Source organism: Streptomyces sp. NPDC005533 (assembly GCF_042871845.1).
Taxonomy (GTDB): Bacteria; Actinomycetota; Actinomycetes; order Streptomycetales; family Streptomycetaceae; genus Streptomyces.
Genome location: NZ_JBIAJH010000061.1, coordinates 1 through 25,186 on the forward strand (window position 1 = coordinate 1; position 25,186 = coordinate 25,186).

Sequence of the window (25,186 nt, forward strand, 5' to 3'; positions counted from 1 at the left end):
CCCCGCGCGCCCGCCCCCCCCCCCGCGGCGGGCGCCCCCCCCCCCCGCGCCGCCGCCCCCCCCCCCCCCCCCCCCCCCCCCCCCCCCCCCCCCCCCCCCCCCCCCCCCCCCCCCACCCCGGCCCCGCCCGAGCGGCGCAGCCAACGGGCGCCCGCGCACCCCGGCTCCGCAAGCGCGGCGCAGCCATAGGGCCCGCCCCCACCCCAACCGGCCCCCCGCCGACCCCGCCCAAGCGGCGCAGCCAAAGCGCGCCCGCCCCGACCCCGCAAGCGCGGCGCAGCCAACCGGCTACGTCGGCCGGGGGACGCCCATGATCTCGCGTGAGTGGAGGTTCGGGACCAGGCCGAGGCGCCAGGCCTGCCAGCCCTCCGACGGGTCCACGCCTCGGCCCAGGACCACCCCGTACGTCTCCAGGCAGTCCTCCAGCCGCCCGTCCCGGGCCGGATGCGCCGACTGCGCCAGTCGGGCCAGTTCCGCCCGCGCCTCCTCCGGGGCGCCCGGCACCGCGTACGGCAGCATCGTGCACCGCAGGAAGCGGGCCCAGTCCTCCCCGCGCCGGTCCCCGTACGAGATGAACAGCCGCACCGCCTCCTCGCACAGGCCGACCGCCTGCGACAGCCGCCCGTTGCCCGCGTCGATCACCGCCAGCTCCAGGCACGTCCACGCCTCGCCGTGGGCCAGCCCGATCCGCCGGAAGTCCGCCCGCGCGTCCACCAGCAGCTGACGGGCGAAGCCGGAGTTGCGCAGGTTGCCCGTCTGCGCCGCCCGCTGGTCGCGCGTCACCCGGCCCGAGTGGTGGCGCGCGTGCGCCAGCCCGTACACGTCCCGCATCCGCGAGAACATCGTCCGGGCCCGCTCCAGTTCCCGTACCGCCTCGTCGAGGCCGCCGCCCTCCTCCAGCGCCTGCCCGAGGTAGTACTGCGTCCACGCCTCGCCGCGCGCGTCCTCCGCCTCCCGGTGCCGGGCCAGCGCCTCCCGCAGCCGTTCCACCGCCGGCCCCGGATCCCCGGCCACCACCCGCGCCCGCCCCAGCTGGGTCCGCGCCCACGCCTCGCCACGGTCGTCGCGCGTACGCCCGTACAGGTCGAGGGCGAGCCGCAGCTCCTCCTCCGCCCGCCCCACGTCCCCGTACCGCAGGTGCACCTGACCCAGCTGGAAGTGCGCCCACGCCTCGCCGTGCACGCTCTCGCTCTCCCGGTGCAGGGCCAGCGAGACCTCCAGCAGCCGCGTCGCCTCCGCCAGGTGCGCCAGGTCCCGCTCCACCGCCGCCAGCGCGTGCAGGCCCCAGGCCCGGTCACCCGCCAGCTCCGCCGGCTCCTGGAGCACGAGCGCCTCACGGATGCGGGCCGCGGCCTCGGGAAGACCCCCCTGGTGGTGCAGGGTGATGCCGAGCGAGACCAGGGCCATCGCCGCCCCCGCCTCCTGCCGGGCCTCCATGTACTGGTCCACCACCGACGTCAGCGTCGTGCGCGCCTTGTCCAGCTCGCCCAGCTGCCGCGCGGCGATACCGGTACGCCACTGCACCGACCGCACCAGCCGCCCCTGCTGCCCCGCCTGCCCTTCCAGACCCTTCCGACCCGCCTCCACGGCCTGAGTGAGCTCGTCGATCTCCCCGAGCCGGTACAGGTCCCCGCGCAGCAGACAGAAGTCGCAGAGCGCCCCGAGCAGGTCGAGCACCGCCTGCTGGTCCACGTCGTCCGAATGCCGCAGCGCCGCCGTGATGAAGCTCGACTCGTCGTCCAGCCAGCGCAGCGCCGCGTCCAGCGACACGAAGCCGTGGCCGTCGAACTGGTTCGCGCGCGTCGACATCTTCCCGTCGACCATCCGGATCACCGAGTCCGCGAGCTGGGCGTAGTTGCGGATCAGCCGTTCGTGCGCCGCCGCGGCTCCCGCCCGGTCCTCCTCCGCCGCCGACCGCCGCGCCGCGTACGCGCGCACCGCGTCGTGCATCCGGAACCGCCGGCCGCGCACCCGCTCGATCAGCCCGGCCTCCCACAGCTCCTCCAGCGTCCGCAGCGCCGCCTGCTCCGGTACGTCGGCCAGCGCGGCCGCCGCCGCACCGCCGAGGGAGGCCCGCCCGGCCAGGGGCAGGCGCCGCAGCAGCTGCCGCGCGGGCTCGGCGAGACGCGCGTCGGCGGCGCGCAGGGCCGCCTCCACCGGGTGCGCGGCGCCGCCCGCCGCGGGGACCTCGCCGTCGCGGACCAGCGGGGCCAGCATGCGCAGGGCGAGCGGCAGCCCGCCGCTGAGCTCCACCACGGCAGCGGTGGCACGGGCCGCCGGCCCCGCCCCGGCCGTGCCGTCGGCCCCCGCGCCGGCCGCGTCGGCCGCGCCCGCCCCCAGCAGCTCCGCCGCCTCGTCCGCCGCCAGCCGCTCCACCGGAAGCTGGTACACCCATGCCGCCAGGTCCGCCGGCAGCTCCAGCGGCTCCCGCGCCGTCACCAGCACCAGGCTCTCCGAGCGCTCGGGAACCAGCATCCGCACCTGCGCCGCGTCCACCGCGTCGTCCAGCAGCACCGTCACCGGCAGCCCCTGGAGGTGCTGGTGGTACAGCTCGCCCAGGCGACGCACCTGCTGCTCCGCCGAGGCGCCCTCGCGGAACAGCAACTGCTCGCGCGGCGCCCCCAGCCGGTTCATCAGGTGCAGCAGCGCCTCCCGCGTCGACAGCGGCGCCTCCCCGGGGTCCCCGACGGTGGAGCCGCCGCGCAGGTCCACCACGCAGGCGCCCCGGAACTGGTCCCGCAGCGCGTGCGCCGCCCGCAGCGCCAGCGCCGTACGGCCCACTCCCGGCTCGCCGTGCAGCACCACGACCACCGGGCGGGTCTCCGTACTGGCCCGCGCGGCCTGCACCCACTGCGCGATCCGCGTCAGCTCGGCGCGCCGCCCCACGAACGGGCCCGACGGGTCCGGGAGTTGCCCGAACGACTGCTCCAGCGCGCTGCGCCGCCGGGCCTCCGCGCTGCGGTCCGTACCGCGCAGCGAAGGGGCCAGGGCCGTGGGCCGGGCCGCCGGCCGCACCGCCCGCGCCGCCGCGGCCACCGCGCGCTGCTGCTCCAGGAAGGGGCGTATCCCGCGTACCTCCAGTGCCGACAGCCACTGCAGCCTCAGCTGCTCCGGCCCGCCGGGGCGGCCCAGTTCGCCGGCGCGCCGGTTCGCGGCGGGCAGGTGCAGCGCCGTCGCCTTCGCCACCGTCGCCACCGCTCCCGCGATGCCCACGACGGCGCCCACGGTCAGGGCCGTGCCGGCCGCGACGCCGAACGACAGGTCCGCCCCGACGGCGGCGGCCGCGGCCACCGCCGTCACGAGCGCCGCCGTCGAGGTGTTGCCGCGGCGGAACGCCTCACCGAGCGACTCGTCTCCGGCCGCCGCCTCGTCCAGGGCCCGTACGTACGCCTCGTACTCGGGGGCCGCGCTCGCGGCGAGCGCGTCCAGGGCCTCCTTGCCCCGCGCCAGCAGCGCCGCTCTGTCCACCGCCGCACCCGCCGCCTGCCGAGCCGCCTCGTCCACGGCCCGTCCCAGCAGCTGCTCGGCCTCACCTCGATGGCTGTCCCGCATCGGCATCCCCCTCAGAGAGCTCCGGTCGAGTCGTGTCCCAAGTGTCGTGCGCGAGAGACGCGAACGCGAGGGAATCTGAGCGAGATCAGAGCTAACCGGAGTGAACTGGATTGAAAGAGAACGCAATTGACGAGGTACGAGGGCCCCGGGTGGGGGCGCGCACCCTCGTACGCTGACCCGATGACCAGACGGTGGGCAACCCTGACGCTGTGCGTCGCCGCGCTGCTGCCGGCGACGACCGGATGCCGGACGGCAGACCCGGAGCCGGAGCCGGGACCGGTGGACGGCTTCGCGCTCCGCTACGAACGCCCGGCCGCCGCGGACCGGACCGCACACCGCTTCCTGCGGGACCGGGCCGTCGCCGAACCCGTACTCGCGGACCTCAACGCCCGCCTCACCCTCCCCCACGGCGTCACCGTCGTCACCCGCTCCTGCGCCGGCGAGGGAAGCGGCTACGACCCCGCCGCACACCGCATCGAGCTCTGCTACGACGACCTGGCCGAGGAACGCGCACTGTTCGAGCAGGCGGGCTCCCCCGCAGCGGACGACGAGCTCGTCGAGGTCGTGCGCGAGACGCTCTACCACGAGGCCGGCCACGCCCTCGTGGACGCCCTGGACCTCCGGGACGACGGGGCACGCACGGAGGAGGACGCCGCCGACGACTTCGCCCGGCTGATGCTGCTGCGCGGCCGCCCGGAGGGCGAGGACACCCTCCTCACCGCCGCCCGCGCCTACGACCTCGCGGCGGCCGCCGACCCCGCACCGGACCCGGAGGACGAACACGCCCCGAACGCCGCCCGCGCGGAAGCCCACCGCTGCGCCGTCCACGCCGAGGCCCCCACCCGCCACCCGGCCCTCGCCACCCCGGCCCGCGCCACCTGCACCACCACCTGGCCCCGCACCCGCGACGCCTGGCTGAAAGACCTGCAACCCCTGCTCAGGTCGTAGCAGGCCCGCTCTTCCCGCAGACGTGCCGGAGCCGGTTCGGCCGCGCCGCCCAGCACCCCGGGCGGTTCCGGTAGTGAAGTGGGCTGATCACATCCGGACCGCCGAACCGGCGGCCTGATGGCCCCGTCATGAGCGACGCGCCGGGCGGTGCGGCAGGATGGGATCATGCCGAACCGCCTTGCGAACGAGACCTCGCCGTACCTGCTCCAGCATGCCGACAATCCCGTCGACTGGTGGCCGTGGTCGCCGGAGGCGTTCGCGGAGGCGCGGGAGCGTGGTGTACCCGTTCTGCTAAGCGTTGGGTATAGCTCTTGTCACTGGTGTCATGTCCTCGCGATCGAAAGTTTCGAGGACGAACTCACCGCCGCCTACATGAACGAGCACTTCGTCAACATCAAGGTGGACCGCGAGGAGCGGCCCGACGTCGACGCCGTCTACATGGAGGCCGTGCAGGCCGCCACCGGGCAGGGTGGCTGGCCCATGACCGTCTTCCTCACCGCCGACGCCGAGCCGTTCTACTTCGGGACCTACTTCCCGCCGGAGCCCCGGCACGGGATGCCCTCCTTCATGCAGGTCCTCGAGGGCGTGCGGACCGCCTGGGTGGGGCGGCCCGAGGAGGTCGCCGACGTCGCGCGGCGGATCGTGGCGGACCTGGCCGGGCGGGAGTTGGACTACGGGAAGGCCGGCACCCCCGGGCCCGAGGAGCTCGCGCAGGCGCTGCTCGGGCTGACGCGGGAGTACGACGCCGTCCGCGGCGGGTTCGGCGGGGCGCCGAAGTTCCCGCCGTCGATGGTGCTGGAGTTCCTGCTGCGCCACCACGCCCGCACCGGGGCCGAGGGCGCGCTGCAGATGGCCGCCGACACGTGCGAGGCCATGGCCCGGGGCGGGATCTACGACCAGCTCGGCGGCGGGTTCGCGCGGTACTCCGTGGACCGGGAGTGGGTCGTCCCGCACTTCGAGAAGATGCTGTACGACAACGCGCTGCTCTGCCGGGTCTACGCGCACCTGTGGCGGGCCACCGGGTCGGACCTCGCACGCCGGGTCGCCCTGGAGACCGCGGACTTCATGGTCCGCGAACTGCGCACCGACCAGGGCGGTTTCGCGTCCGCGCTCGACGCCGACAGCGAGGACCCGGTCAGCGGCGCGCACGTGGAGGGGGCGTACTACGCCTGGACGCCCGCGCAGTTGCGCGAGGTGCTGGGGGAGGACGACGGGGACCTGGCCGCCGCCTGCTTCGGCGTGACGGAGGAGGGCACCTTCGAGCACGGGAAGTCCGTGCTGCAACTGCCCCAGAACGGGCCCGTGGTGGAGGCGGGCAGGCTCGCCGCCATCAAGGAGCGACTGCTGGCCGAGCGGGACGGGCGGCCGGCGCCCGGCCGCGACGACAAGATCGTCGCCGCGTGGAACGGGCTGGCGATCGCCGCGCTCGCCGAGTGCGGCGCGTACTTCGAGCGGCCGGACCTGGTGGAGCGGGCGACCGAGGCCGCCGATCTGCTGGTGCGCGTGCACATGGACGGCAAGGCCCGGCTCGCCCGGACCAGCAAGGACGGCCAGGTCGGGTCGAACGCCGGGGTGCTGGAGGACTACGGCGACGTCGCGGACGGCTTCCTCGCGCTGGCGTCCGTGACGGGCGAGGGCGTCTGGCTGGAGTTCGCCGGTTTCCTCGTCGACCTGGTCCTGGACCAGTTCACCGCCGAGGACGGGTCGCTGTACGACACGGCGCACGACGCGGAGCGGCTCATCCGGCGGCCGCAGGACCCGACCGACACGGCCGCCCCGTCCGGCTGGACGGCCGCCGCGGGCGCGCTGCTGTCGTACGCCGCGCACACCGGGTCGCAGGCGCACCGGACGGTGGCCGAGCGGGCGCTCGGCGTGGTGCACGCGCTCGGTCCGCGCGTGCCGCGTTTCATCGGGCACGGGCTGTCGGTCGCCGAGGCGCTGCTGGACGGGCCGCGCGAGGTGGCGGTCGTCGGCCATCCGGAGGACCCCTTGCTGGCGGAGCTGCACCGGACGGCGTTGCTGGGGACGGCTCCTGGTGCGGTGGTGGCGGTGGGTCCGCCGCGTGCGGCGGACGGCAGCGGGGGCGAGTTCCCCCTTCTTGCCGAGCGCACACTCGTACGCGACCTTCCGACGGCGTATGTGTGTCGACATTTCGTCTGCGCGCGGCCTACGACGGAACCGGTCGAGCTGGCTGAGCAGTTGGGCACGGTTCGCCCCTGATCCGGCCGGAGTGCCGTCAATTCCGGTTGTCGTACGTCAGTTCAGAAACGTGCTATTTATCTGCGCTGCTCCTGACTGTCATGTTCACTGCCTAGTCTCAAGGCGTTGGTGAGTCGGCCTGTCCGGGCGTCACCGGGATGGCGCACTGGGGGGTGCGCGCAAGGGGGAAGCGGGAGCAGCGGGCCGGGGGGCCCGTCGTGCGCTCCCGGGGGGTTCGCTGATCGCCGCCGGGGGGCGGCGGGTCTGTGGGGGACGTTTTGTACACATCTGTGTTCATCGTTGTCATTTCGCTGGCGCTCTTCTGGATGGCCGCGTTCACGCTCTGGTGGCAGATGCACGCGTGGCGGACTCCCGAGGTGCTCGCCTCCACCCGCTTCGACCGTCCCGACGGGGAGGGCCGGCTGGCCTTCTCGTTGCTGCTGCCGGCCCGCCACGAGCAGGCGGTACTGGAGCACACCATCGACCGGCTCCTGGAGTCGAGCCACACGGACTACGAGATCATCGTGATCGTCGGGCACGACGACCCCGAGACCGCCGCCGTCGCCGAACGGGCCGCCGCTCGCGAGCCGGCCCGCGTACGGGTCGTCGTCGACCACCACGAGACGAAGAACAAGCCGAAGGCCCTCAACACCGCCCTGTCGTCCTGCCGCGGTGACATCGTCGGAGTCTTCGACGCCGAGGACCAGGTCCACCCCGAGTTGCTCGCCCACGTCGACCACGCCTTCCGCTCCACCGGCGCCGACGTGGTCCAGGGCGGGGTCCAGCTCATCAACTTCCACTCCAGCTGGTACAGCCTGCGCAACTGCCTGGAGTACTTCTTCTGGTTCCGCTCCCGGCTGCACCTGCACGCCGAGAAGGGCTTCATCCCACTCGGCGGCAACACCGTCTTCGTCCGCACCGAGGTGCTGCGCGAGGCCGGCGGCTGGGACCAGGACTGCCTCGCCGAGGACTGCGACCTCGGGGTGCGGCTGTCGTCGGTCGGCAAGAAGGTGGTCGTCGCGTACGACTCCGACATGGTCACCCGCGAGGAGACGCCCGGCTCGCTGGTCAGCCTGCTCAAGCAGCGCACCCGCTGGAACCAGGGGTTCCTCCAGGTGTACCGCAAGAAGGACTGGCAGCAGCTGCCGGGGCGCGGTCAGCGCTGGCTGGCCCGCTACACGCTGATGACGCCGTTCATGCAGGCCGCGTCGGGTGTGATCATCCCGCTCAACTTCGCCGTCGCGGTCTTCCTCGACGTACCGGTCGGCATCGCCATCATCACCTTCCTCCCCATGATCACGGCGATGGTGACCTTCGTCTTCGAGATCGTCGGCCTGCACGACTTCGGCCGGCAGTACGGCCTGCGCGTCCGCTTCGTGCACTACGTCAAGCTCGTCGTCGGCGGCCCGTTCTACCAGGTGATGCTCGCGGGCGCCGCGATCCGCGCCGTCTGGCGCGAGCAGCGCGGCCGCAACGAGTGGGAGCTGACGAGTCACACCGGCGCCCACCTGACGGGCGCGACCGCCGGCGCCACGACCGCGACCGCCACAGCCCCCGTACCCGTCTCCGCCTCCGCCTCCGCCTCCGCCGCGATCCGAGAGGACAGCCGCCAGTGACCGCCACCCTGCCCACGGCCACTGATCCCCAGCCCGAGACCCTCACCGTCCCCGCCCGGCGCAGCCCCGTCGGGGGACTCGGCGTCCGCCCCGCCGCCCCCGTCCGGCCGCTCGTGCGGTTCCGGTCCTCCCGCCCCGACCTGCTGCTGTGCGGGGCCCTGCTCCTCGTGATCCTGCTCGTCCAGGGCTGGAACATCACCCACTTCCCGACGCTGAGCGACGACGAGGGCACCTACCTCGCCCAGGCGTGGGCCGTCCAGCAGGGCGACGGCCTCGCCCACTACACGTACTGGTACGACCATCCGCCGCTCGGCTGGATCCAGGTCGCGGGCCTGACGTACCTGCCGTCCCTCTTCGTGCCCGACTGGATGACCGTCGCGCCGATGCGGTTCTCCATGCTCGCCGTCTCCGCCGCCAGTTCCGTGCTGATGTACGTCCTCGCGCGCCGGCTGTGGCTGCCGCGCTGGGCGGCCGGGCTGGCGATGGCGCTCTTCGGGCTGTCCCCGCTCTCGGTCGTCCTCCAGCGCGAGATCTTCCTCGACAACCTCGCCGTGATGTGGATGCTGTTGGCCTTCTGCCTCGCCGCGTCGCCGAGCCGGCACCTGTGGCACCACTTCGGGTCCGGGCTGGCGGCCGCCACCGCCGTCCTGACCAAGGAGACGATGCTGGTGGTGCTCCCGGCGCTGCTGGTGACGATGTGGCGCCACAGTCACCGCGACACCCGCAAGTTCGCCGTCACCGGAGCCGTCACCGCCTGCGCGCTGATCGGGCTCTCGTACCCGCTGTACGCCCTCCTCAACAGCGAGCTGCTGCCCGGCTCGGGCCACGTCTCGCTGATCGACGGCATCACCTACCAGATGAGCCGCCCCGGCTCCGGCTTCATCCTCGACGCCGGGACCGGCTCGAACGGCGTGCTGCGGTCCTGGCTCTACTACGACACCGTCCTGCCGCTCGGCGGACTGGCCGGCGCCCTCCTGCTGCTGGCCACCCTCCGCTGGTCCGTCACCGCCCGGGCGCTGGCCGGCCCGGCCCTCGCCGCCGTCATCCTCGCCGCCGTCGCGATGCGGCCCTCCGGCTACCTCCCGGCGATGTACGTGATCCAGGCGCTGCCGTTCCTCGCGCTCGTCCTCGCCGGGGGCGCGGCGAGCGTCACGCACGCCGTGCTGCGCCGCCGGCGCGGCCCGGGGGAGCGCAGGGCGCAGGTGTGGGCGCGCTGGGCGGTGCTCGGCGTACTCGCCGTGTCCGCCGCGGCGTACGTGCTGCCGCGCTGGTACGACGGCGACCGCACCGCGCTCACGGTCGACGCGAACGCCCCGTACCGGCAGGCCGCGGCCTGGCTCGGCCGGGAGGTCGAGGACCCGGCGCGGAGCCGGGTGCTCCTCGACGACGCGCTGTGGCTGGACGCCGTGCACCACGGCTTCGAGCCGGGCCCGGGGGCCATCTGGTTCTACAAGGCCGACCTCGACCCCGCCGTCACGAAGACCCTGCCGCGCGGCTGGCGGGACATCGACTACGTGGTCTCCTCGCCCACGGTCCGCCGCGACGCGGTGGACCTGCCCACGGTGCGGGCCGCGCTGGAGCATTCGAGCGTGGTGGCCGTCTTCGGCTCGGGCGAGGACCGCATCGAGATCCGCCGGACCGACCGCGCCGACCGCACGAGTGGGAGCTGAGTCACCATGAGCGAGGACCTGTGGTCCCTCCCTGCCCCGATCGATGCGGAGCTTGTCGCTCCGCAGGCCCTGACCGGCAGTGTCACCCTCATCGTCCCCACCTTCAACGAGTCCGGGAACGTGGCCGAGTTGCTGCGCCGGCTCGGTGACGCGCTCCCCGACCACCTGCCCTGCGCCGTGCTGTTCGTGGACGACTCCACGGACGACACCCCCGCCGCCATCGAGAAGGCCGCCGCCGACCATCCGTTCCCGGTGTCCGTCCTGCACCGGGAGGTGGCCGAGGGCGGCCTCGGCGGCGCGGTCGTCGAGGGGGTGAAGCGGGCGGACACCGACTGGATCGTCGTCATGGACGCCGACCTCCAGCACCCGCCCCACCTGGTGCCCGAGCTCGTCGGCGAGGGTGAGCGCACCGGCGCCGACCTGGTCGTCGCCTCCCGCTACATCGCCGGCGGCAGCCGGGCCGGGCTCGCCGGGAGCTACCGGATCGCCGTCTCCCGCGGGGCGACGTGGCTGACCAAGGGCCTCTTTCCGCGGGCGCTGCGCGGGATCAGCGACCCGATGAGCGGCTTCTTCGCGATGCGCCGCGCGGCCGTCACCGCGGACGCGTTGAAGCCGCTCGGCTACAAGATCCTGCTGGAGCTGGCGGTGCGCTGCCGGCCGCGCCGGGTCGCCGAGGTGCCGTTCGTCTTCCAGGACCGCTTCTCGGGGGAGTCCAAGTCCACCGCCCGCGAGGGCCTGCGCTTCCTCGCCCACCTCGCCTCGCTGCGCTCCGCGACCCCGCTGGCCCGCATGATCGGTTTCGGGCTGATCGGGCTCTCGGGTTTCGTCCCGAACCTGGCCGCGCTCTGGTTGTTCACGCATGCCGGGATGCACTACCTCCCGGCCGAGATCGTCGCCAACCAGGCGGGGGTGCTGTGGAACTTCCTCCTCATCGAGACCCTGCTCTTCCGTGACCGCCGCCGGCACCGCCACTGGGCGGACCGGGTGGGGCGGTTCGCCCTGCTGGCCAATGCCGACCTGCTGTTGCGCATCCCGTTGATCGCGGTGTTCGTCGCGCGGTTCGGGATGGAGGTGCTGCCGGCCACCGCGCTCGCGCTGGTCACCACCTTCGTCCTGCGGTTCGCGGCCACCGAGGCCCTCGTCTACCTGCCGCGCAGGCCGCGCGGTCCGCGCGGTCCGCGGACCTCACGCCAGTCCCGCACCCCGGGCGCCCCGCCCACGGCGGGCCGCCACACCAGGAGTTGAGCCGCACAGAAGGGATCCTTTCCATGCGTCTGACGATCCGGCGGAGGTCCGGGCGGCGGGCCGCCCTGCTCGCCGTCGGGGCGATGACCACGGGCCTGCTGCTCACCGCACCGCAGCAGGCCACGGCCGGTCCGCCCAATCTGCTCTCCAACCCCGGCTTCGAGACGGCCGGCCCGGCCGGCGCCGACATGCCGTCGTGCTGGTCCAGGTCCGGCTGGGGCGACAACGACTTCTCCTTCGCGACCGTCGCCGACGCGCACACCGGCACCAAGGCCGTGAAGGTCTCCCTCACGCGCCGCGTGGACGGCGACCGCAAGGCCCTGGTCACCGAGAACAGCACCTGCGCCCCGACGGTCACGCCGGGGAAGCAGTACGACCTGTCCGCCTGGTACAAGTCGGACACCCCGGACGTGTCGGTGACCGTGTTCCGCCGTGACACGACGGCCGGCTGGCAGTACTGGACCGACCTGCAGAATCCGCCGGTCAGCGCCGGCTGGGCGCGTACGGAGGTCCGTACGCCGGCCGTACCGCCCCACACCGACAAGATCGCGTGGGGGCTGTCGGTCTACGGGGTCGGCACGCTCACCACCGACGACTACGCCCTGGAGGAGGTGGGCGCGCCGCCGCCGCAGCCGGCCTGCTCGGGTACGGCGGAGGAGTGCGCCAAGGGCAAGTGGGAGGTGATCCCGGCCAAGAACCCGGTGCGTTCGATGCACGCCGTCGTCCTGAAGAACGGCAAGGTGCTGCTGATCGCCGGATCGGGCAACGACATCGCCCAGTTCAACGCGGGCACCTTCACCTCGGCCGTCTACAACCCGGCGAACGGCACCTTCAAGACGATCCCGACGCCGGTGGACATGTTCTGCGCGGGCCACGTGCAGCTGTCGGACGGCCGGGTGCTGGTGATGAGCGGCAACAAGGGGTACCCGTCCGCCGACGGCAAGATCGGCTACCAGGGGCTGAAGGACAGCTACGTCTTCGACCCGGTGACCGAGGCCTACACGAAGACGAACGACATGAACGGCGGCCACTGGTACCCGTCGGCGACGGTCCTCGGCAACGGCGACGTGATCTCCTTCGGCGGGCTGAAGGAGGACTCCACGGGCAACGTGACCGCCGAGAGGTTCTCGGCGGCGCAGAACAAGTGGCTGCCGATGAACGAGGTCAACCAGACCTGGTCGTACTGGGGCCTGTACCCGTCGATGATCCTCATGCAGGACGGGCGGCTCTTCTACTCGGGCAGCCACACCTTCGGCAACGGCACCCCGGGCAGCGGCGCCTCCGTCTACGACTACGGCGCCAACACCGTCACCGACGTGCCGGGCCTGCGCAACAAGGACCAGCGCGACGAGTCGGCGAGCGTGCTGCTGCCCCCGGCGCAGGACCAGCGGGTCCTGACCGTCGGAGGCGGCAACAACGAGACCAATCCCGCGGCCAACCGGATCACCGACATCATCGACCTGAAGAAGCCGAGCCCCGGCTACACGGCCGGCCCGGACCTCCCCCAGGGCCTGGTCGACACGGGCACGGGCAAGCGGCCGCAGACCGGCGCCGAGGGCAAGATGTACGTGTCGGCGGTGCTGCTCCCGGACGGCAAGGTGCTGGAGACCGGCGGCGGGCTGCACGACCGCGCCGACCCGGTCTTCGAGGCGTCCTTCTTCGACCCGACGACCAACACCTACCAGCCGGGCCTCGCCACCGACCCGATCCCGCGGACCTACCACTCGGCGTCGTTCCTGATGCCGGACGGCCGGGTCATGTCGGTCGGCGACAACCCGGGCAACGGCACCTACAACCACAACGTGTCGATCTACACCCCGCCCTACCTGTTCAAGGGCGCCCGCCCGCAGATCACCTCGGTGATCGACACGCAGTGGGTGTACGGGGACACGCAGCGGATCACCGTCAACCGCCCCGTCGCCAAGGCGGAGCTGATCCGCCCGGCGGCGGTCACCCACTCCTCGGACCCCAACCAGCGGTTCGTGGACCTGCCGATGACCGTCAACGGGAACACCATCGACCTCAACGTGACGAGCAACCCCAACCTGGCGCCGCCCGGCTGGTACATGCTCTTCGCGGTCGACGCGAACGGCGTCCCGTCCCTCGCCACCTGGGTGCACCTGGGCGGCCCGGCGGCCCTGGCGGCCACCGGGGAGCAGCCGTCCGCGCACGAGCACTCCTTCGCGGACGCGCTCGGGGCCGCCACACAGAACCCGGCCAAGCGGGACTCCGTACCCGTCGCGCCCGGCGTCGCCGGCTGCGACCGGCACTACGGGACGGTCAACGTGTGCGTGCCCACCCGCTTCCCGGCCGAGGTGCAGGAGACGGCCAAGGCCCGCTGTGACTGGCTGGCCTCCCACCAGTACCCGAAGCGGCTGAAGGTCAACGGCAGCGACCCGCTGCGCCTCGACCCGGACCGCGACGGCTACGCCTGCTGAACCGGACCCGACGGGAAGGGGCCCGGCCGCACGCGCGGCCGGGCCCCTTCCCCGGCTCAGTGCGCGTAGGCGGCGAGCGAGATGCCGACGTAGTGGGCGACGAAGGCGGCCAGGGTCAGCGAGTGGAAGACCTCGTGGAAGCCGAAGAAGCGCGGGGAGGGGTTGGGCCGCTTCATGCCGTAGATGACCCCGCCCACGCTGTAGAGGAGGCCGCCGACGATCACCAGGACCAGGACGGCGACGCCGCCGGCGCGCATGAAGTCGGGCAGGAAGAAGACCGCCGCCCAACCCATGGCGATGTAGCAGGGGGTGTAGAGCCAGCGCGGGGCGCCGACCCAGAAGACGCGGAAGGTGATGCCGGCGGCGGCCGCGATCCACACCGCCCACAGTAGGGTCCGTCCCGTGGAGGGCGGGAGCAGCAGGACGGTCAGCGGGGTGTAAGTGCCCGCGATGATCAGGAAGATGTTGGCGTGGTCGAGGCGGCGCAGGATGGCCTCGCCGCGCGGCCCCCAGGTGCCGCGGTGGTAGACCGCGCTGACGCCGAAGAGCAGGCAGGCCGTGAGGATGTAGACCCCGCAGGCCACCCGGGCCCGGGTCGAGTCGGTGAAGGCCATCAGCACGAGGCCGGCGACGACCACGGCGGGGAACATCCCGAGGTGCAGCCAGCCGCGCAGCAGCGGCTTCTCCTCCAGGGCGGTCTCGGCCGCCTCCAGGGCCTCGACGACCGGTGTGGCCTCGGCGTCCGGGACGGCGGCGGGGTCAGAAGTCATGGGCGCCATGCTACCTACGGGTCCGTAGGTTTCCGTCAGTCCTCTTTACGGAAGATTGACGGACGTGGCAATGCTCACGTGAGAGGCCCTCTGGACATATGCGCACATCCACCGGATGATCAGATGAGTGCGGTCGGCACCGGATGAGCGGAGCGCGAAGCGTCCGGGTCGCAGCCCCCACGGGGCAAACACCAAACACACCCCTCAACAAGGAGCAATCGTGGCGCGCGACAACGCGGCTCCCACCACCATCCCGACGACCCACCAGGAGCTGATCTCCTGGGTGGACGAGATCGCAGCGATCACCCAGCCCGACCGGGTCGTCTGGTGTGACGGCTCCGAGGACGAGTACGAGCGCCTGTGCGAGGAGCTCGTCGCCAAGGGAACGTTCAAGAAGCTCGACGAGGCGAAGCGCCCGAACTCGTACTACGCCGCCTCCGACCCCTCCGACGTCGCGCGCGTCGAGGACCGGACCTTCATCTGCTCCGAGAAGGAGGAGGACGCGGGCCCGACCAACCACTGGAAGGCTCCTTCCGAGATGAAGGAGATCTTCGCCGGGGAGCAGGGCATCTTCCGCGGCTCCATGAAGGGCCGGACGATGTACGTCGTCCCCTTCTGCATGGGCCCCCTCGGCTCCGAGCTCTCCGCGATCGGCGTCGAGATCACCGACTCCGCCTACGTCGCGGTCGCCATGCGCACCATGACCCGCATGGGCAAGGCCGTCCTCGACGAGCTCGGCACCGACGGCTTCTTCGTCAAGGCCGTCCACACCCTCGGCGCTCCGCTCGCCGAGGGCCAGGCGGACGTGCCGTGGCCGTGCAACACCACCAAGTACATCTCGCACTTCCCGGAGACCCGCGAGATCTGGTCCTACGGATCCGGCTACGGCGGCAACGCCCTGCTCGGAAAGAAGTGCTACGCCCTGCGCATCGCGTCCGTCATGGCCCGCGACGAGGGCTGGCTCGCCGAGCACATGCTGATCCTCAAGCTCACCCCGCCGCAGGGCGAGGGCGAGACGAAGTACGTCGCGGCCGCCTTCCCGAGCGCCTGCGGCAAGACCAACCTGGCCATGCTGGAGCCCACGATCCCCGGCTGGACCGTCGAGACCATCGGCGACGACATCGCCTGGATGCGCTTCGGCGAGGACGGTCGCCTCTACGCGATCAACCCCGAGGCCGGCTTCTTCGGCGTCGCCCCCGGCACCGGCGAGCACACCAACGCCAACGCCATGAAGACCATGTACGCGAACACCGTCTTCACCAACGTCGCGCTCACCGACGACGGCGACGTCTGGTGGGAGGGCATGACCGAAGAGGCGCCCAAGCACCTCATCGACTGGAAGGGCAACGACTGGACTCCGGACTCGGAGACCCCCGCCGCCCACCCCAACGCCCGCTTCGCCGTCCCGGCCTCCCAGTGCCCGACGATCGCCGCCGAGTGGGAGGACCCCAAGGGCGTCCCGATCTCCGCGATCCTCTTCGGCGGCCGCCGCGCCTCCGCCGTGCCGCTGGTCACCGAGTCCTTCGACTGGAACCACGGCGTCTTCATCGGCTCGAACATCGCCTCGGAGAAGACCGCCGCCGCCGAGGGCAAGGTCGGCGAGCTGCGCCGCGACCCCTTCGCCATGCTGCCGTTCTGCGGCTACAACATGGGCGACTACATGGGTCACTGGGTCGACGTCGCCAAGGACAAGGACCAGGCGAAGCTCCCGAAGATCTACTACGTGAACTGGTTCCGCAAGAACGACGCGGGCAAGTTCGTGTGGCCCGGCTTCGGCGAGAACAGCCGCGTCCTGAAGTGGATCGTCCAGCGCCTCGACGGCACCGCCGAGGGCGTCGAGACCCCCATCGGCATCCTGCCGACCAAGGACTCCCTCGACCTCGACGGCCTGGACCTGCCGGCCGCGGACCTCGACTTCCTCCTCACCGTCGACAAGGAGGTCTGGCGCGAGGAGGCCGCCCTGGTCCCCGAGCACCTGAACACCTACGGCGACCACACTCCGAAGGAACTGTGGGACCAGTACCACGCCCTCGTGGAGCGCCTGGGCTGAGCCAGGACGTGCCCTGAAGAAGGGCCAATGAACGTGGGAGCCCCCGACCAAGCGGCGCCCACCGCTGTGGGAGCCCCCGACCAAGCGGTTCCCACCGCTGCACCGGCCTGTCTTCAGGAGCGTCCGCGCTCCTCCAGATAGGCCGTGTGCGTCTGCTGGCGGCGGGCCTCTGCTTCGCGGAGGTCCGCCGTCACGCTTTCCGCCTCCTCGAACAGCAGGTCCAGCTGCCGCTCCAGGTGGCGCTCCGGGGACTCCCCGCCCGGCGTCAGCCGGTTCCACCAGCGGGTCCGGTGGTAGGTGTCCACGCACTCCGGCACGTCCCGCCGGATCGCCCGGGACAGCGCGTGCACCGCCTCCGGCTCGGTGACCAGGACCTCGGCCACCCACCCCGGCTCCAGCAGCGCCCCGTACAGCTCCAGCAGCCCGGCCCGCCGGCTGCCGGCCGCCGCCGGCAGCTCCACCTCGGCCAGGTACTCCCGCAGCCGTGCGAAGTCCCCGCGCAGTACGTCGAGTTCCTCGCCCGGGTCGAACGGCGGCGGCGCCACCCGCTCCGGCGGGGCGATCAGCGCGCCCGCCCCGTACAGCCCGGCCACCACCACCGGCCAGTACGCGCCCGCCACCCCGGCGAGGGTGAGGCCGAGGCCCACCACGCCACAGGCGGAGCCGGTCAGGTTCTTCCTCGACTCCAGGTAGCCGAGCACCCGGCCGGCCACACCGGCCCCGCGGCCGCCCCTACTGGTAGCCACGGATCTCCTCGAAGGCTCCGGCCAGTGAACCGGTGCCGCCGGTGGCGTCGAAGAGCCGCCCGCCGGTCAGTTCGGTGATGTGGGTGAGCTCCTTGCGGTCCGAGTCCCCGAACAGCACCGCGAAGACCGGCGTCCGCCGCTGCGCCTCGGGCAGGGCCGCGTAGAAGGAGTCGAAGTGCTTGGCCCCGACGCCCTCGGTGTTCTCCCCGTCCGTCATCAACACGATCGAGGTGAACGCGTCCGCGGCGCCCGTGCCGAGGTGCTGGTAGGCCGCCTCCAGGCTGCCGTAGACCGCCGTACCGCCGTCCGGCGCCAGCGACTTCACGTCGCCGCGGATCGCGTCCAGCGCCGGCCCCGGATTACCGGGCTCGACGACGTGCGTCAACACCTTCTTCACCTTGGAACCGAAGGGCAGCAACGTCACCTCCTCACGGTCCCGGAACCGCTGACCCGTCCCCGAACTCCCGCTCCCGGTCAGATCGGTGAGCGCCGACTTCAGCCGGCCGATGCGGTCCTCCTCGCTCATCGAACCCGAGGTGTCCAGCACGTACACCGTCCGCGAGGGCCGGCGCAGCTCGTTCTCGTACGAGGCCAGCAGCCCGTCCGCCACCGAACGCGAGCCGGGGAAGGGCAGCTCGTGCCGCTTCTCGGGGTCCAGCCCGGCGGCCGGCGCCACCCCGGCCGCGACCGGCCTGCGGAAGGTCTGCTCGGTGATCGCCCGCTGCGCCTCAGGGCCGCGCAGGTAGTCCGTCAGCGCCCGCCCCGCGTCGCGCGCCCCCTCCGGGGCCGAGGTCAGCAGGGTCAGCGGGTAGTGCGCGGTGACCACGCCGTCGCGCGGCCGGATCACCGTCAGCGGCGCCTTCACCTCCTTCGCGTCCCGGTTCACGGACAGCAGCACCGACTCGTAGTTCACCAGCGCGTCCACGTCACCGCGCTTGCCGTACGCGGTCGCCAGCCAGCCGGAGGAGCCCGAGGTCAGCTTCTGCCCGGCGAAGAACTCCTTCAGCTTCGGCTGGGCCGTCTTCACGTCCGCGTCGCTCAGCGCCGCCTGCGCGCCCGACAGCCCCGACGCCACCGAGACCAGTGCGGAGAAACCGGAGTTGGAGCGCACCGGATCCGTCATCCCGTACGTCAGCTTCCCGCCGGCCACCGCCTCGTGCACCGCCGACCAGGTCACCTCGCCGGGCTTCCAGCCCAGCCGGGCCACCGCCTCCGGCTTCACGCCGATGGCCACCGGCGAGGACATCACCGGGGTCTCGCTGGACAGCTTCCCGGCGGCCTCGGGCCTCAGCCGCAGGTAGTCGTTGGAGGACAGCCAGATCGCGTCGTACTTCCCGTCGGCCTTCCCCGAGGCGATCTGCTCCACCGCGTCGAGGGTCCCGGACATGGTCAGCTCGACGCTCACCCCGGTGGCCGCCTTCGCCGCCTTCAGCACCGGCTCCATGTCGGAGAGCTCACTGGAGGCCAGCACCCGCAGGTGACCCTCCCTGTACGTCGACTCCGCGGGCTCGGCCGGGCCGTCGGAGGTGCAGGCCGTCGCCGAGGCGAGCGTGGCGAGTGCGATCAGCGCACCGATCCAGCCCCGCCTCACCGGGCACCGCCTTCGAGCGCACCGGCGGTACGGGTACGGGCCAGGTACGCCGAGGCGCTCTGCAACTCCCCGGCCAGGGACTCCACGGTCGTCGCCATGTTCTGCGCCGCCTGCACCTTGAAGGTGTCGATCGCGTCGAGCGTCTGGTAGATCTGCGCGAACGCCGTCCGCAGCGTCTGCGCCCCCACCGCCGGATCGGCCGCGAGCCGCTGGATCTCGCCGCTCTGCGTGGCCAGCATCTCCGCGTTGCCCCGGATCAGGTCCTCGGTGGTCCCCTTCAGGGCGTTGACCTGCTCGATCACCTTCCGTTGGTTGTCGAGGGCCGCGGCCAGCACGACCGCGATCCGCAGCGCCGAGACGGTGGTGGTGGCCGCCCGGTCGACACCCTTGATCAGCTCGTCGTTGTTGCGCCGGACCACGTCCATCGCCAGGTAGCCCTGCGCGCAGACGGCCAGCTGCGTCAGCAGGTCCTGGTGCTTCTGCCGGACCGGGAACAGTAGGTCCGCGCGCAGCGCGTCGGCCGCCTGCGGGTCGGTGTGCTCCGCCTCGGCGATCCGCTGTTCGACGGCCCCGTCCAGGGCCTCGGTGAGGACGGCGTACTCCTGGAGCTTGCCCATGGTCTCCCACAGGCGGGCGCGCTCGGTGTGCAGGGCCGCGTTGTCGCGGCGCAGCTCGTCCTGGCCGCTGCGCAGCGAGCCCACGATCTTGTTGAGGGTGGCCTGCGAGGAGGCGTACTTCGCGACGTGGTCGCGGAACCTGTTGCCGCCCGGCAGCTTCGCCAGCAGCCTGCCGAGCCCCTTGCCGGGGGTGTCCCGCGGGCCGAGGTCCTCGACGGTGCGGCGCAGTTCGACGAGGGAGCCGGCGACGCGGGCCTGGGCGTCGCCGCCGCCGTCCGCGCCGAGGGAGCGCACGGCCCGCTCCAGCATCCGGTTGGACTGCTGGGCGGCGCTGCGGACGTCGGCCGCGCCGAGCCCTGCGATCTCGCCGACGCGGTGCGCGAACTCGGGGGAGCGGGTGTCGATCCCGGCGAGCGAGCCCACGTACTCCCCGGCCCGGCGGGCCATCTCCTCGCGCACGCCGTCCTGCAGCGGGACCAGCCCGGCGGCCTGTTCGCGGCGGACGGGCGGGACCGGCTCCGGCGCGCTGAGGACGAACGTGCCGTCCTCGGGTGGTGTCAGTGTCATGGTGTGGGCCCCTAACCCTTGGCGCGCTGGGCGAGCGCCATGAGGATCTTGACGGTGGGTGTGCCGACCTGGCGGATGCCGGTCAGCCCGGGGTTGAGGTAGCCGACGTGCGGTGCGGTCGCGGCGGTGAACTCGGGCACGCCGTCCTGCGGACGGAACCCGCGCCGTACGGCCAGCTCGCGCAGCCTCGGATCGGTGGCGAGGAGGGTGCCCAGCTCCTTGGCCTGCTCCGTGATCGGGACGAACGTGTGCGCGGTGTTGACGGTGGTGTCCGGGTAGAGCACGACCATGTCGCCGGGGTTCTGGTGCTGGAGCAGCAGGGAGGCCACCTGGGACTCGTACACCAGGATGAGCGGTTCGCCGCTGCCGCTGATGAAGGCCCGGAAGGGGTCGTCGGTGCTCTGTTCGAGGGCGCCCTGGACGGAGATCAGCCTGCGCATCAGCGGGGCGGTGCGCTCGATCCCGGCGTCGTCGGCGACCACGCTGTTGCCGTTGGCGACGTTGGAGGTGGCCGCGAGGAAGAGGACGCCGGAGTTGGAGGTGGCCGGGTCGGTGGTCTTGATGAACACCGTGCCGGTCAGCTCGGCGTGGGCGGAGGAACCGGGCAGCTGCTGCCAGGTGCGGTCCTCGGCGGCGGCCTTGAGGAAGGGGCCCATGAGCAGGGTCCCGAGGTTCTTGCCGGTCATCCTGGCGAGGCCGTTGTCGGCCAGCACCTCGGCGGCGCCCGGTCGGGCGATGACCACGAGCGGGGAGTAGAAGGGCTTGGTCTCCTGGGCCCCCTTCACCCCGGCGGCGGCCGCGACCTCCTTGGCGGGTTCACTGCTGCCGGGGAAGGCGAAGTCGAACTCCTTGAGGGCGAGCTGGTCCATCGCCCAGGAGCCCGAGGTCTCCGTCTTCACGGTGTAGCCCTTGGCGGCAAGGGCCTTGACGACGTCGGGGTCGTGGAAGAATTCGGACTTCTCCGAGCCGATGACGCCACGCACGGTCTTCGTTGCCGTGGTTTCTGGGTGATCCTGCCCCTGGAAGGCGACGACGTAGAGCACGCCGCCGATCAGGAGGAGGCCCAGGACGATTCCTAGGATGCGTCTCACGGGTGCAGCGTGCTCGCGGAAACCCACATTCCGCGGCGGGTTGAATGAACGTCAGGTGTCCAGGCGGTCCCACTTCGAAATGCTGTGTGAGCCCTCGGGTGCTGGTGGGAGGGGCGGCCGCCCGGGAGGATCGGGGCATGGGCGTGAGCGCGTTGAAGTGGCAGGGCTGGCTGGTCGGTCTGGTGACGCTGGCCGGGCTGCTGGTGTTCGCCCCGCTGGGCCTGTACGTGTGGGCGAGCGGCGGCGGACCTCCCGGGGCGCCGCCCAGGGCGGCCCTGGAGGACGTACGGGTCACCGGGTGCCGAATCGATCCGGCGAGCCGGCGGGTGGTGGCCGCGGTGGAGGCGGCGGGGCGGGCCGAGGGCGTCGGCGCGTACCTCGTCACGGTGGAGTTCCGCGACGGCGCCGAACCGGACCCGGAGCGCCGGGCCGCGCAGGCCCTGTTGAGGATCCCGGGCGTGGCCCCGGGCGCGAGCGAGCACGGGGAGGCGGTCGGCCCGGTGTGGCCGGTGGCGACGGTGCCGTGGTGCGGGGTCGCCGGAGCGGAGTTCGAGCGGACGCCCGACACGCCCTGACACCCGACACGCCCTGACGCGTCGGGGCCCGCGTCACCGGTCCGCGCCGTGCGGCGCGGACCGGTGTGCACTCAACGGGTCACTTCACCTTGACGACGACGGTGTTGCACACCTTGTCGGCGAAGGTCTGCTTCTTGGCGTCCCACAGCGGCCACAGCCAGCCGAGGTAGCAGGGGATGCCGTCCAGGATGTGCGCCAGCTTGCGGACGAAGGCCATGCCGAAGCCGAGGGTCGCGCCGTCGGCCTCCTTGTGGAGGCTGATGCCGACGACCTTCTTGCCGGTCGTCTGGCCGGTGGTGCCCTCCTTGTAGAGCTGGAAGAAGGCCATGCCGAGGGCGTACAGCATGCCGATGAGGCTGAGCACGCCGGCCGCCGCGGAGTCGGAGTCCCCGCCGGCGATGGCGGCGCCGATGCCGGCCAGGGCGTACATCGGGCCGCCGATGATCAGGGCGTCGAGCAGGTAGGCGCCGACGCGCAGGCCCCAGTGGGCCAGCGGCGGCATGCCCGCACCCGGCATGCCGGGCATGCCCGGCATCCCCGGCTGCTGCGGGTAGCCGTAGGCCGGCGGCGGCGCCTGCTGCGGGTATCCGTACTGCGGGGCCGCACCCTGCGGGGGCTGCTGCGGGTAGCCGTACTGCGGGGGGACGCCCTGCGGGGCCTGCTGCGGGTAGCCGGGCTGGCCCTGCGGGGGCTGCTGGCCGTAGGGGTTGTTCGGGTCGCCGAAGCTCATCGGTGAAGTCTCTCCAGGCTGCTGAAACGGGGACGAAGCGGCGTGGAGGAGATGGACTTGTGAGCGGCCTCCCCCGTGCTGCCGCGGACTTTCAGCCCTCATCGTGTTCGGAGCACCGGATTCTGTCCAATTCCCGCCTCTGTCAGGGGCCGCGGAACCTGCCGCGCGAGCGCGGTCGACAGCGGGATGTGGCACCCGGTCCGGAGCCTCCGCGGCCCCGGACCGGGGCCGTCTAGAGGGCGCCGGCCAGGTCCGAGGACTTCAGGGCGGCGGCGTGCGCGTCCATGCGCTCGGCGGCGAGGATCGCTGCGGTGGTGTCGGCGCGGGACGCGGCGACGAGGAGCGCGCGGGCGGCGAGGTCGTGCGCGCGCTGGTGCAGGGCGGCGGTGTCCTCGGCCGTGCGCTGCGGCGCACGTGCGGGCTGGGATCCGCGCAGCCGGGCGACCTGGACGGCGATCTCGGCGGCGGCCCCGTCGAGCCCGAGCTCGTCGGTCACGGCGAGCAGGGCCGCGAGGTGGCCGGCGAGCTGGATGTCGAGGGCTTCGCCGCGGCTGCTGTGCGGATAGTCGGACGGTGCGGCGTCCACGCGGTGGACGACCGACTTGGTGCGGATCGGCTCGTACATGAGGTGGCCTCCTGCGTGGTCAGGAGACCATCCTACATTGGATTGGTTCTAAAGTTGAGCTGAATCCTGTTGCCGGCCGTGCGTGTCCACCGCTAGAGCTGGCCGTAGCCGTCCAGGAAGTTGCCGATCCGCGTCACCGCGTCGGCCAGATCGGTGGCGTTCGGCAGGGTCACGATCCGGAAGTGGTCGGGCTCGGGCCAGTTGAAGCCCGTCCCGTGCACGACCATGATCTTCTCGGCCCGCAGCAGGTCGAGGACCATCTGCCGGTCGTCCTTGATCTTGTAGACGGCCGGGTCCAGCCGCGGGAAGGCGTACAGGGCGCCCTTCGGCTTCACGCAGGTGACACCCGGGATCTGGGTGAGCATGTCGTACGCGACGTTGCGCTGCTCCAGGATCCGCCCGCCGGGCAGGACCAGGTCCTCGATCGACTGCCGGCCGCCGAGCGCGGTGGCCACGGCGTGCTGCGACGGCATGTTCGCGCACAGACGCATGTTGGCCAGGATCGTGAGGCCCTCGATGTAGCAGGTGGCGTGCTTCTTGGGGCCGCAGACCGCCATCCAGCCGGCCCGGTAGCCGGCGACGCGGTAGTTCTTCGAGAGGCCGTTGAAGGTCAGCGTCAGCAGGTCGGGGGCGATGGCGGCGGTGTTGTGGTGCACGGCGCCGTCGTAGAGGATCCGGTCGTAGATCTCGTCCGAGCAGACGACCAGGTTGTGGCGGCGGGCGATGTCCGTCAGCCCGCGCAGCATCTCCTCGTCGTAGACCGCGCCCGTGGGGTTGTTCGGGTTGATGATCACGATCGCCTTGGTGCGGTCGGTGACCTTGCGTTCGATGTCGGCGAGGTCCGGCATCCAGTCGGCCTGCTCGTCGCAGCGGTAGTGCACGGCCGTACCGCCGGCGAGGGAGACGGACGCGGTCCACAGCGGGTAGTCCGGTGCCGGGACCAGCACCTCGTCACCGTCGTCGAGCAGCGCCTGCATCGACATCTGGATCAGCTCGGAGACGCCGTTGCCGAGGTAGATGTCCTCGACGTCCAGGTCGATGCCCTTGGTCTGGTAGTGCTGCATGACCGCGCGGCGCGCGGAGAGCAGCCCCTTCGCGTCCCCGTAACCGTGGGCGTTGCCCAGGTTGCGGAGCATGTCCTCAAGGATCTCCGGCGGGCAGTCGAAGCCGAAGGCCGCGGGGTTGCCGGTGTTGAGCTTGAGGATGCGATGACCTGCTGCTTCGAGCCGCATGGCCTCTTCGAGCACGGGGCCGCGGATCTCGTAGCAGACATTGGCGAGTTTGGTTGACTGGATCACCTGCATGACGGGAGCTTACGGGCCCGGGTGGGCGCTTGACGTGCCTTTTCGAAGAGAGGCTCGAAGAGCGAAATGTCCCATTTCGGGCAATGGGTGGGTGGTGGTGCGGTCCCCCCTTGGAATCCGGGGCGCGCAGGTGTTCCGGCCTGCGGAATGGGTGAGGGCGGGGCCGGCGGAAAAGCGGGATGTTGCGCTCGTCACCCCGGTGGACGGGTGAGGACCGAGGGTGACCGAGTACGCCGGCCGGGTGCCCGGGCGGAGCGGCCCGCCCGAGTGGGTCGGCTGAGTACGTCGGCTGAGTACGCGCACTCATGCGGCGGGGCGGGGCACGGGGGAGGCTGGGCGCATGAACCAGGGGCAGTGGAAACCGGCGGACTACCGCCGGGGCACGGAGAGGGTGGGCACGGTGCTCGTGGCCGCCGCGGGCGTCCTCGTGGCGGCGGGGGCGATCTTCGCGGCGCTGCTCTTCCTGGTGTTCCTGAACAGCGGCTACTGAGGGGCGCGTGCAGTGGAGTTCGTAGTCGGTGACATGGCGATCACCACGGTCGGCACGGACGGCGACGACCGGGCGATCGAGTTCCTGGTCAGGCCGGAAGGGGCCGTGACGGAAGGGCACTTCGCGATCTTCCGCGAACACGACGAGGGCTGGGAGTCTGCCCGCATCACCATCGCCCCGGAGTCGGCCGCGATCCCGGTGGCGGCGGTCGAATGGGCGGTGGAGTTCGCCCGCGAGTACCTTTGACGGGTGGCGGGGGGGGGGGGGGGGGGGGGGGGGGGGGGCCCCCCCCCCCCCCCCCCCCCCGCGCCCCCCCCCCCCCCCCACCGCGGCGCTCAACACGCCCACCCCACCGCCCGGCC

General features: G+C 72.4%; 19 protein-coding genes. 10 read left to right on the top strand and 9 right to left on the bottom strand.

Features of this window, described 5'->3' with window-relative positions; genetic code table 11:
• Positions 1–288 precede the first annotated feature (288 nt).
• Positions 289–3,552 (bottom strand): AAA family ATPase, encoded by a 3,264-nt coding sequence (locus ACFYP3_RS34020; RefSeq protein ID WP_388841307.1) that lies wholly within the window; start codon positions 3,550–3,552, stop codon positions 289–291.
• A gap of 180 nt (positions 3,553–3,732) precedes the next feature.
• Here ACFYP3_RS34020 and ACFYP3_RS34025 point away from each other — a divergent pair, with 180 nt between their 5' ends.
• From ACFYP3_RS34025 to ACFYP3_RS34050, 6 genes are all read left to right on the top strand, one after another.
• A complete protein-coding gene (locus ACFYP3_RS34025) occupies positions 3,733–4,500 on the top strand; it encodes a DUF4344 domain-containing metallopeptidase (RefSeq protein WP_388841310.1) in 768 nt (255 codons plus the stop codon).
• A gap of 165 nt (positions 4,501–4,665) precedes the next feature.
• Positions 4,666–6,720: a thioredoxin domain-containing protein gene (locus ACFYP3_RS34030; RefSeq protein WP_388841313.1), complete on the top strand. Its 2,055-nt coding sequence runs from the start codon at positions 4,666–4,668 to the stop codon at positions 6,718–6,720.
• A 257-nt stretch (positions 6,721–6,977) separates the two neighbouring features.
• Complete coding sequence (locus ACFYP3_RS34035; protein WP_388841315.1) at positions 6,978–8,315, top strand: glycosyltransferase; 1,338 nt, start codon at positions 6,978–6,980, stop codon at positions 8,313–8,315.
• Positions 8,312–9,985: an ArnT family glycosyltransferase gene (locus ACFYP3_RS34040; protein WP_388841319.1), complete on the top strand. Its 1,674-nt coding sequence runs from the start codon at positions 8,312–8,314 to the stop codon at positions 9,983–9,985. The genes ACFYP3_RS34035 and ACFYP3_RS34040 overlap by 4 nt, the downstream gene beginning before the upstream one ends.
• Before the next feature lie 6 nt (positions 9,986–9,991).
• Positions 9,992–11,230, top strand: a complete 1,239-nt coding sequence (locus ACFYP3_RS34045) for a glycosyltransferase (RefSeq protein WP_388841321.1) — start codon at positions 9,992–9,994, stop codon at positions 11,228–11,230.
• Positions 11,231–11,253: 23 nt separating this feature from the next.
• Entirely contained in the window at positions 11,254–13,668 is a 2,415-nt protein-coding gene (locus ACFYP3_RS34050; RefSeq protein ID WP_388841324.1) for a galactose oxidase-like domain-containing protein, read from the top strand.
• Positions 13,669–13,724: 56 nt separating this feature from the next.
• Here ACFYP3_RS34050 and ACFYP3_RS34055 read toward each other — a convergent pair whose 3' ends face one another.
• Complete coding sequence (locus ACFYP3_RS34055; protein ID WP_388841327.1) at positions 13,725–14,447, bottom strand: hemolysin III family protein; 723 nt, start codon at positions 14,445–14,447, stop codon at positions 13,725–13,727.
• Between the two features lie 211 nt (positions 14,448–14,658).
• On the opposite strand from ACFYP3_RS34055, the gene ACFYP3_RS34060 reads away from it, so the two are divergent.
• Complete coding sequence (locus ACFYP3_RS34060) at positions 14,659–16,488, top strand: phosphoenolpyruvate carboxykinase (GTP) (protein ID WP_388841330.1); 1,830 nt, start codon at positions 14,659–14,661, stop codon at positions 16,486–16,488.
• A 113-nt stretch (positions 16,489–16,601) separates the two neighbouring features.
• Here ACFYP3_RS34060 and ACFYP3_RS34065 read toward each other — a convergent pair whose 3' ends face one another.
• From ACFYP3_RS34065 to ACFYP3_RS34080, 4 genes are read right to left on the bottom strand one after another with little or no spacing between them, the layout of a single operon-like run.
• Positions 16,602–17,234, bottom strand: a complete 633-nt coding sequence (locus ACFYP3_RS34065; RefSeq protein WP_388841333.1) for a hypothetical protein — start codon at positions 17,232–17,234, stop codon at positions 16,602–16,604.
• Positions 17,221–18,825 carry a substrate-binding domain-containing protein gene (locus ACFYP3_RS34070; protein ID WP_388841335.1) on the bottom strand — a complete coding sequence of 535 codons (1,605 nt, stop codon included), beginning with the start codon at positions 18,823–18,825 and terminating at the stop codon, positions 17,221–17,223. The genes ACFYP3_RS34065 and ACFYP3_RS34070 overlap by 14 nt, the downstream gene beginning before the upstream one ends.
• Positions 18,822–20,009, bottom strand: a complete 1,188-nt coding sequence (locus ACFYP3_RS34075; RefSeq protein ID WP_388841338.1) for a toxic anion resistance protein — start codon at positions 20,007–20,009, stop codon at positions 18,822–18,824. Before ACFYP3_RS34075 ends, ACFYP3_RS34070 begins: the two co-directional genes overlap by 4 nt.
• 11 nt (positions 20,010–20,020) lie before the next feature.
• Positions 20,021–21,100: a substrate-binding domain-containing protein gene (locus ACFYP3_RS34080; RefSeq protein ID WP_388841341.1), complete on the bottom strand. Its 1,080-nt coding sequence runs from the start codon at positions 21,098–21,100 to the stop codon at positions 20,021–20,023.
• A gap of 143 nt (positions 21,101–21,243) precedes the next feature.
• On the opposite strand from ACFYP3_RS34080, the gene ACFYP3_RS34085 reads away from it, so the two are divergent.
• Complete coding sequence (locus tag ACFYP3_RS34085; RefSeq protein ID WP_388841344.1) at positions 21,244–21,675, top strand: hypothetical protein; 432 nt, start codon at positions 21,244–21,246, stop codon at positions 21,673–21,675.
• Positions 21,676–21,754: 79 nt separating this feature from the next.
• On the opposite strand, the gene ACFYP3_RS34090 is transcribed toward ACFYP3_RS34085, so the two are convergent.
• The 3 genes from ACFYP3_RS34090 to ACFYP3_RS34100 all read right to left on the bottom strand — a co-directional run bounded on the left by ACFYP3_RS34090 (position 21,755) and on the right by ACFYP3_RS34100 (position 24,334).
• Entirely contained in the window at positions 21,755–22,405 is a 651-nt protein-coding gene (locus tag ACFYP3_RS34090; RefSeq protein ID WP_388841347.1) for an RDD family protein, read from the bottom strand.
• Between the two features lie 232 nt (positions 22,406–22,637).
• Positions 22,638–23,030 carry a hypothetical protein gene (locus ACFYP3_RS34095; RefSeq protein WP_388841350.1) on the bottom strand — a complete coding sequence of 131 codons (393 nt, stop codon included), beginning with the start codon at positions 23,028–23,030 and terminating at the stop codon, positions 22,638–22,640.
• A 92-nt stretch (positions 23,031–23,122) separates the two neighbouring features.
• Complete coding sequence (locus ACFYP3_RS34100) at positions 23,123–24,334, bottom strand: pyridoxal phosphate-dependent aminotransferase (RefSeq protein WP_388841353.1); 1,212 nt, start codon at positions 24,332–24,334, stop codon at positions 23,123–23,125.
• A gap of 340 nt (positions 24,335–24,674) precedes the next feature.
• On the opposite strand from ACFYP3_RS34100, the gene ACFYP3_RS34105 reads away from it, so the two are divergent.
• Together ACFYP3_RS34105 and ACFYP3_RS34110 are read left to right on the top strand one after the other, a co-directional pair.
• On the top strand, positions 24,675–24,824 hold the full coding sequence (locus tag ACFYP3_RS34105) for a hypothetical protein (RefSeq protein WP_388841356.1): 150 nt from the start codon (positions 24,675–24,677) through the stop codon (positions 24,822–24,824).
• Positions 24,825–24,836: 12 nt separating this feature from the next.
• Positions 24,837–25,070, top strand: a complete 234-nt coding sequence (locus ACFYP3_RS34110; RefSeq protein ID WP_388841359.1) for a hypothetical protein — start codon at positions 24,837–24,839, stop codon at positions 25,068–25,070.
• The last annotated feature ends 116 nt before the right edge of the window (positions 25,071–25,186 follow it).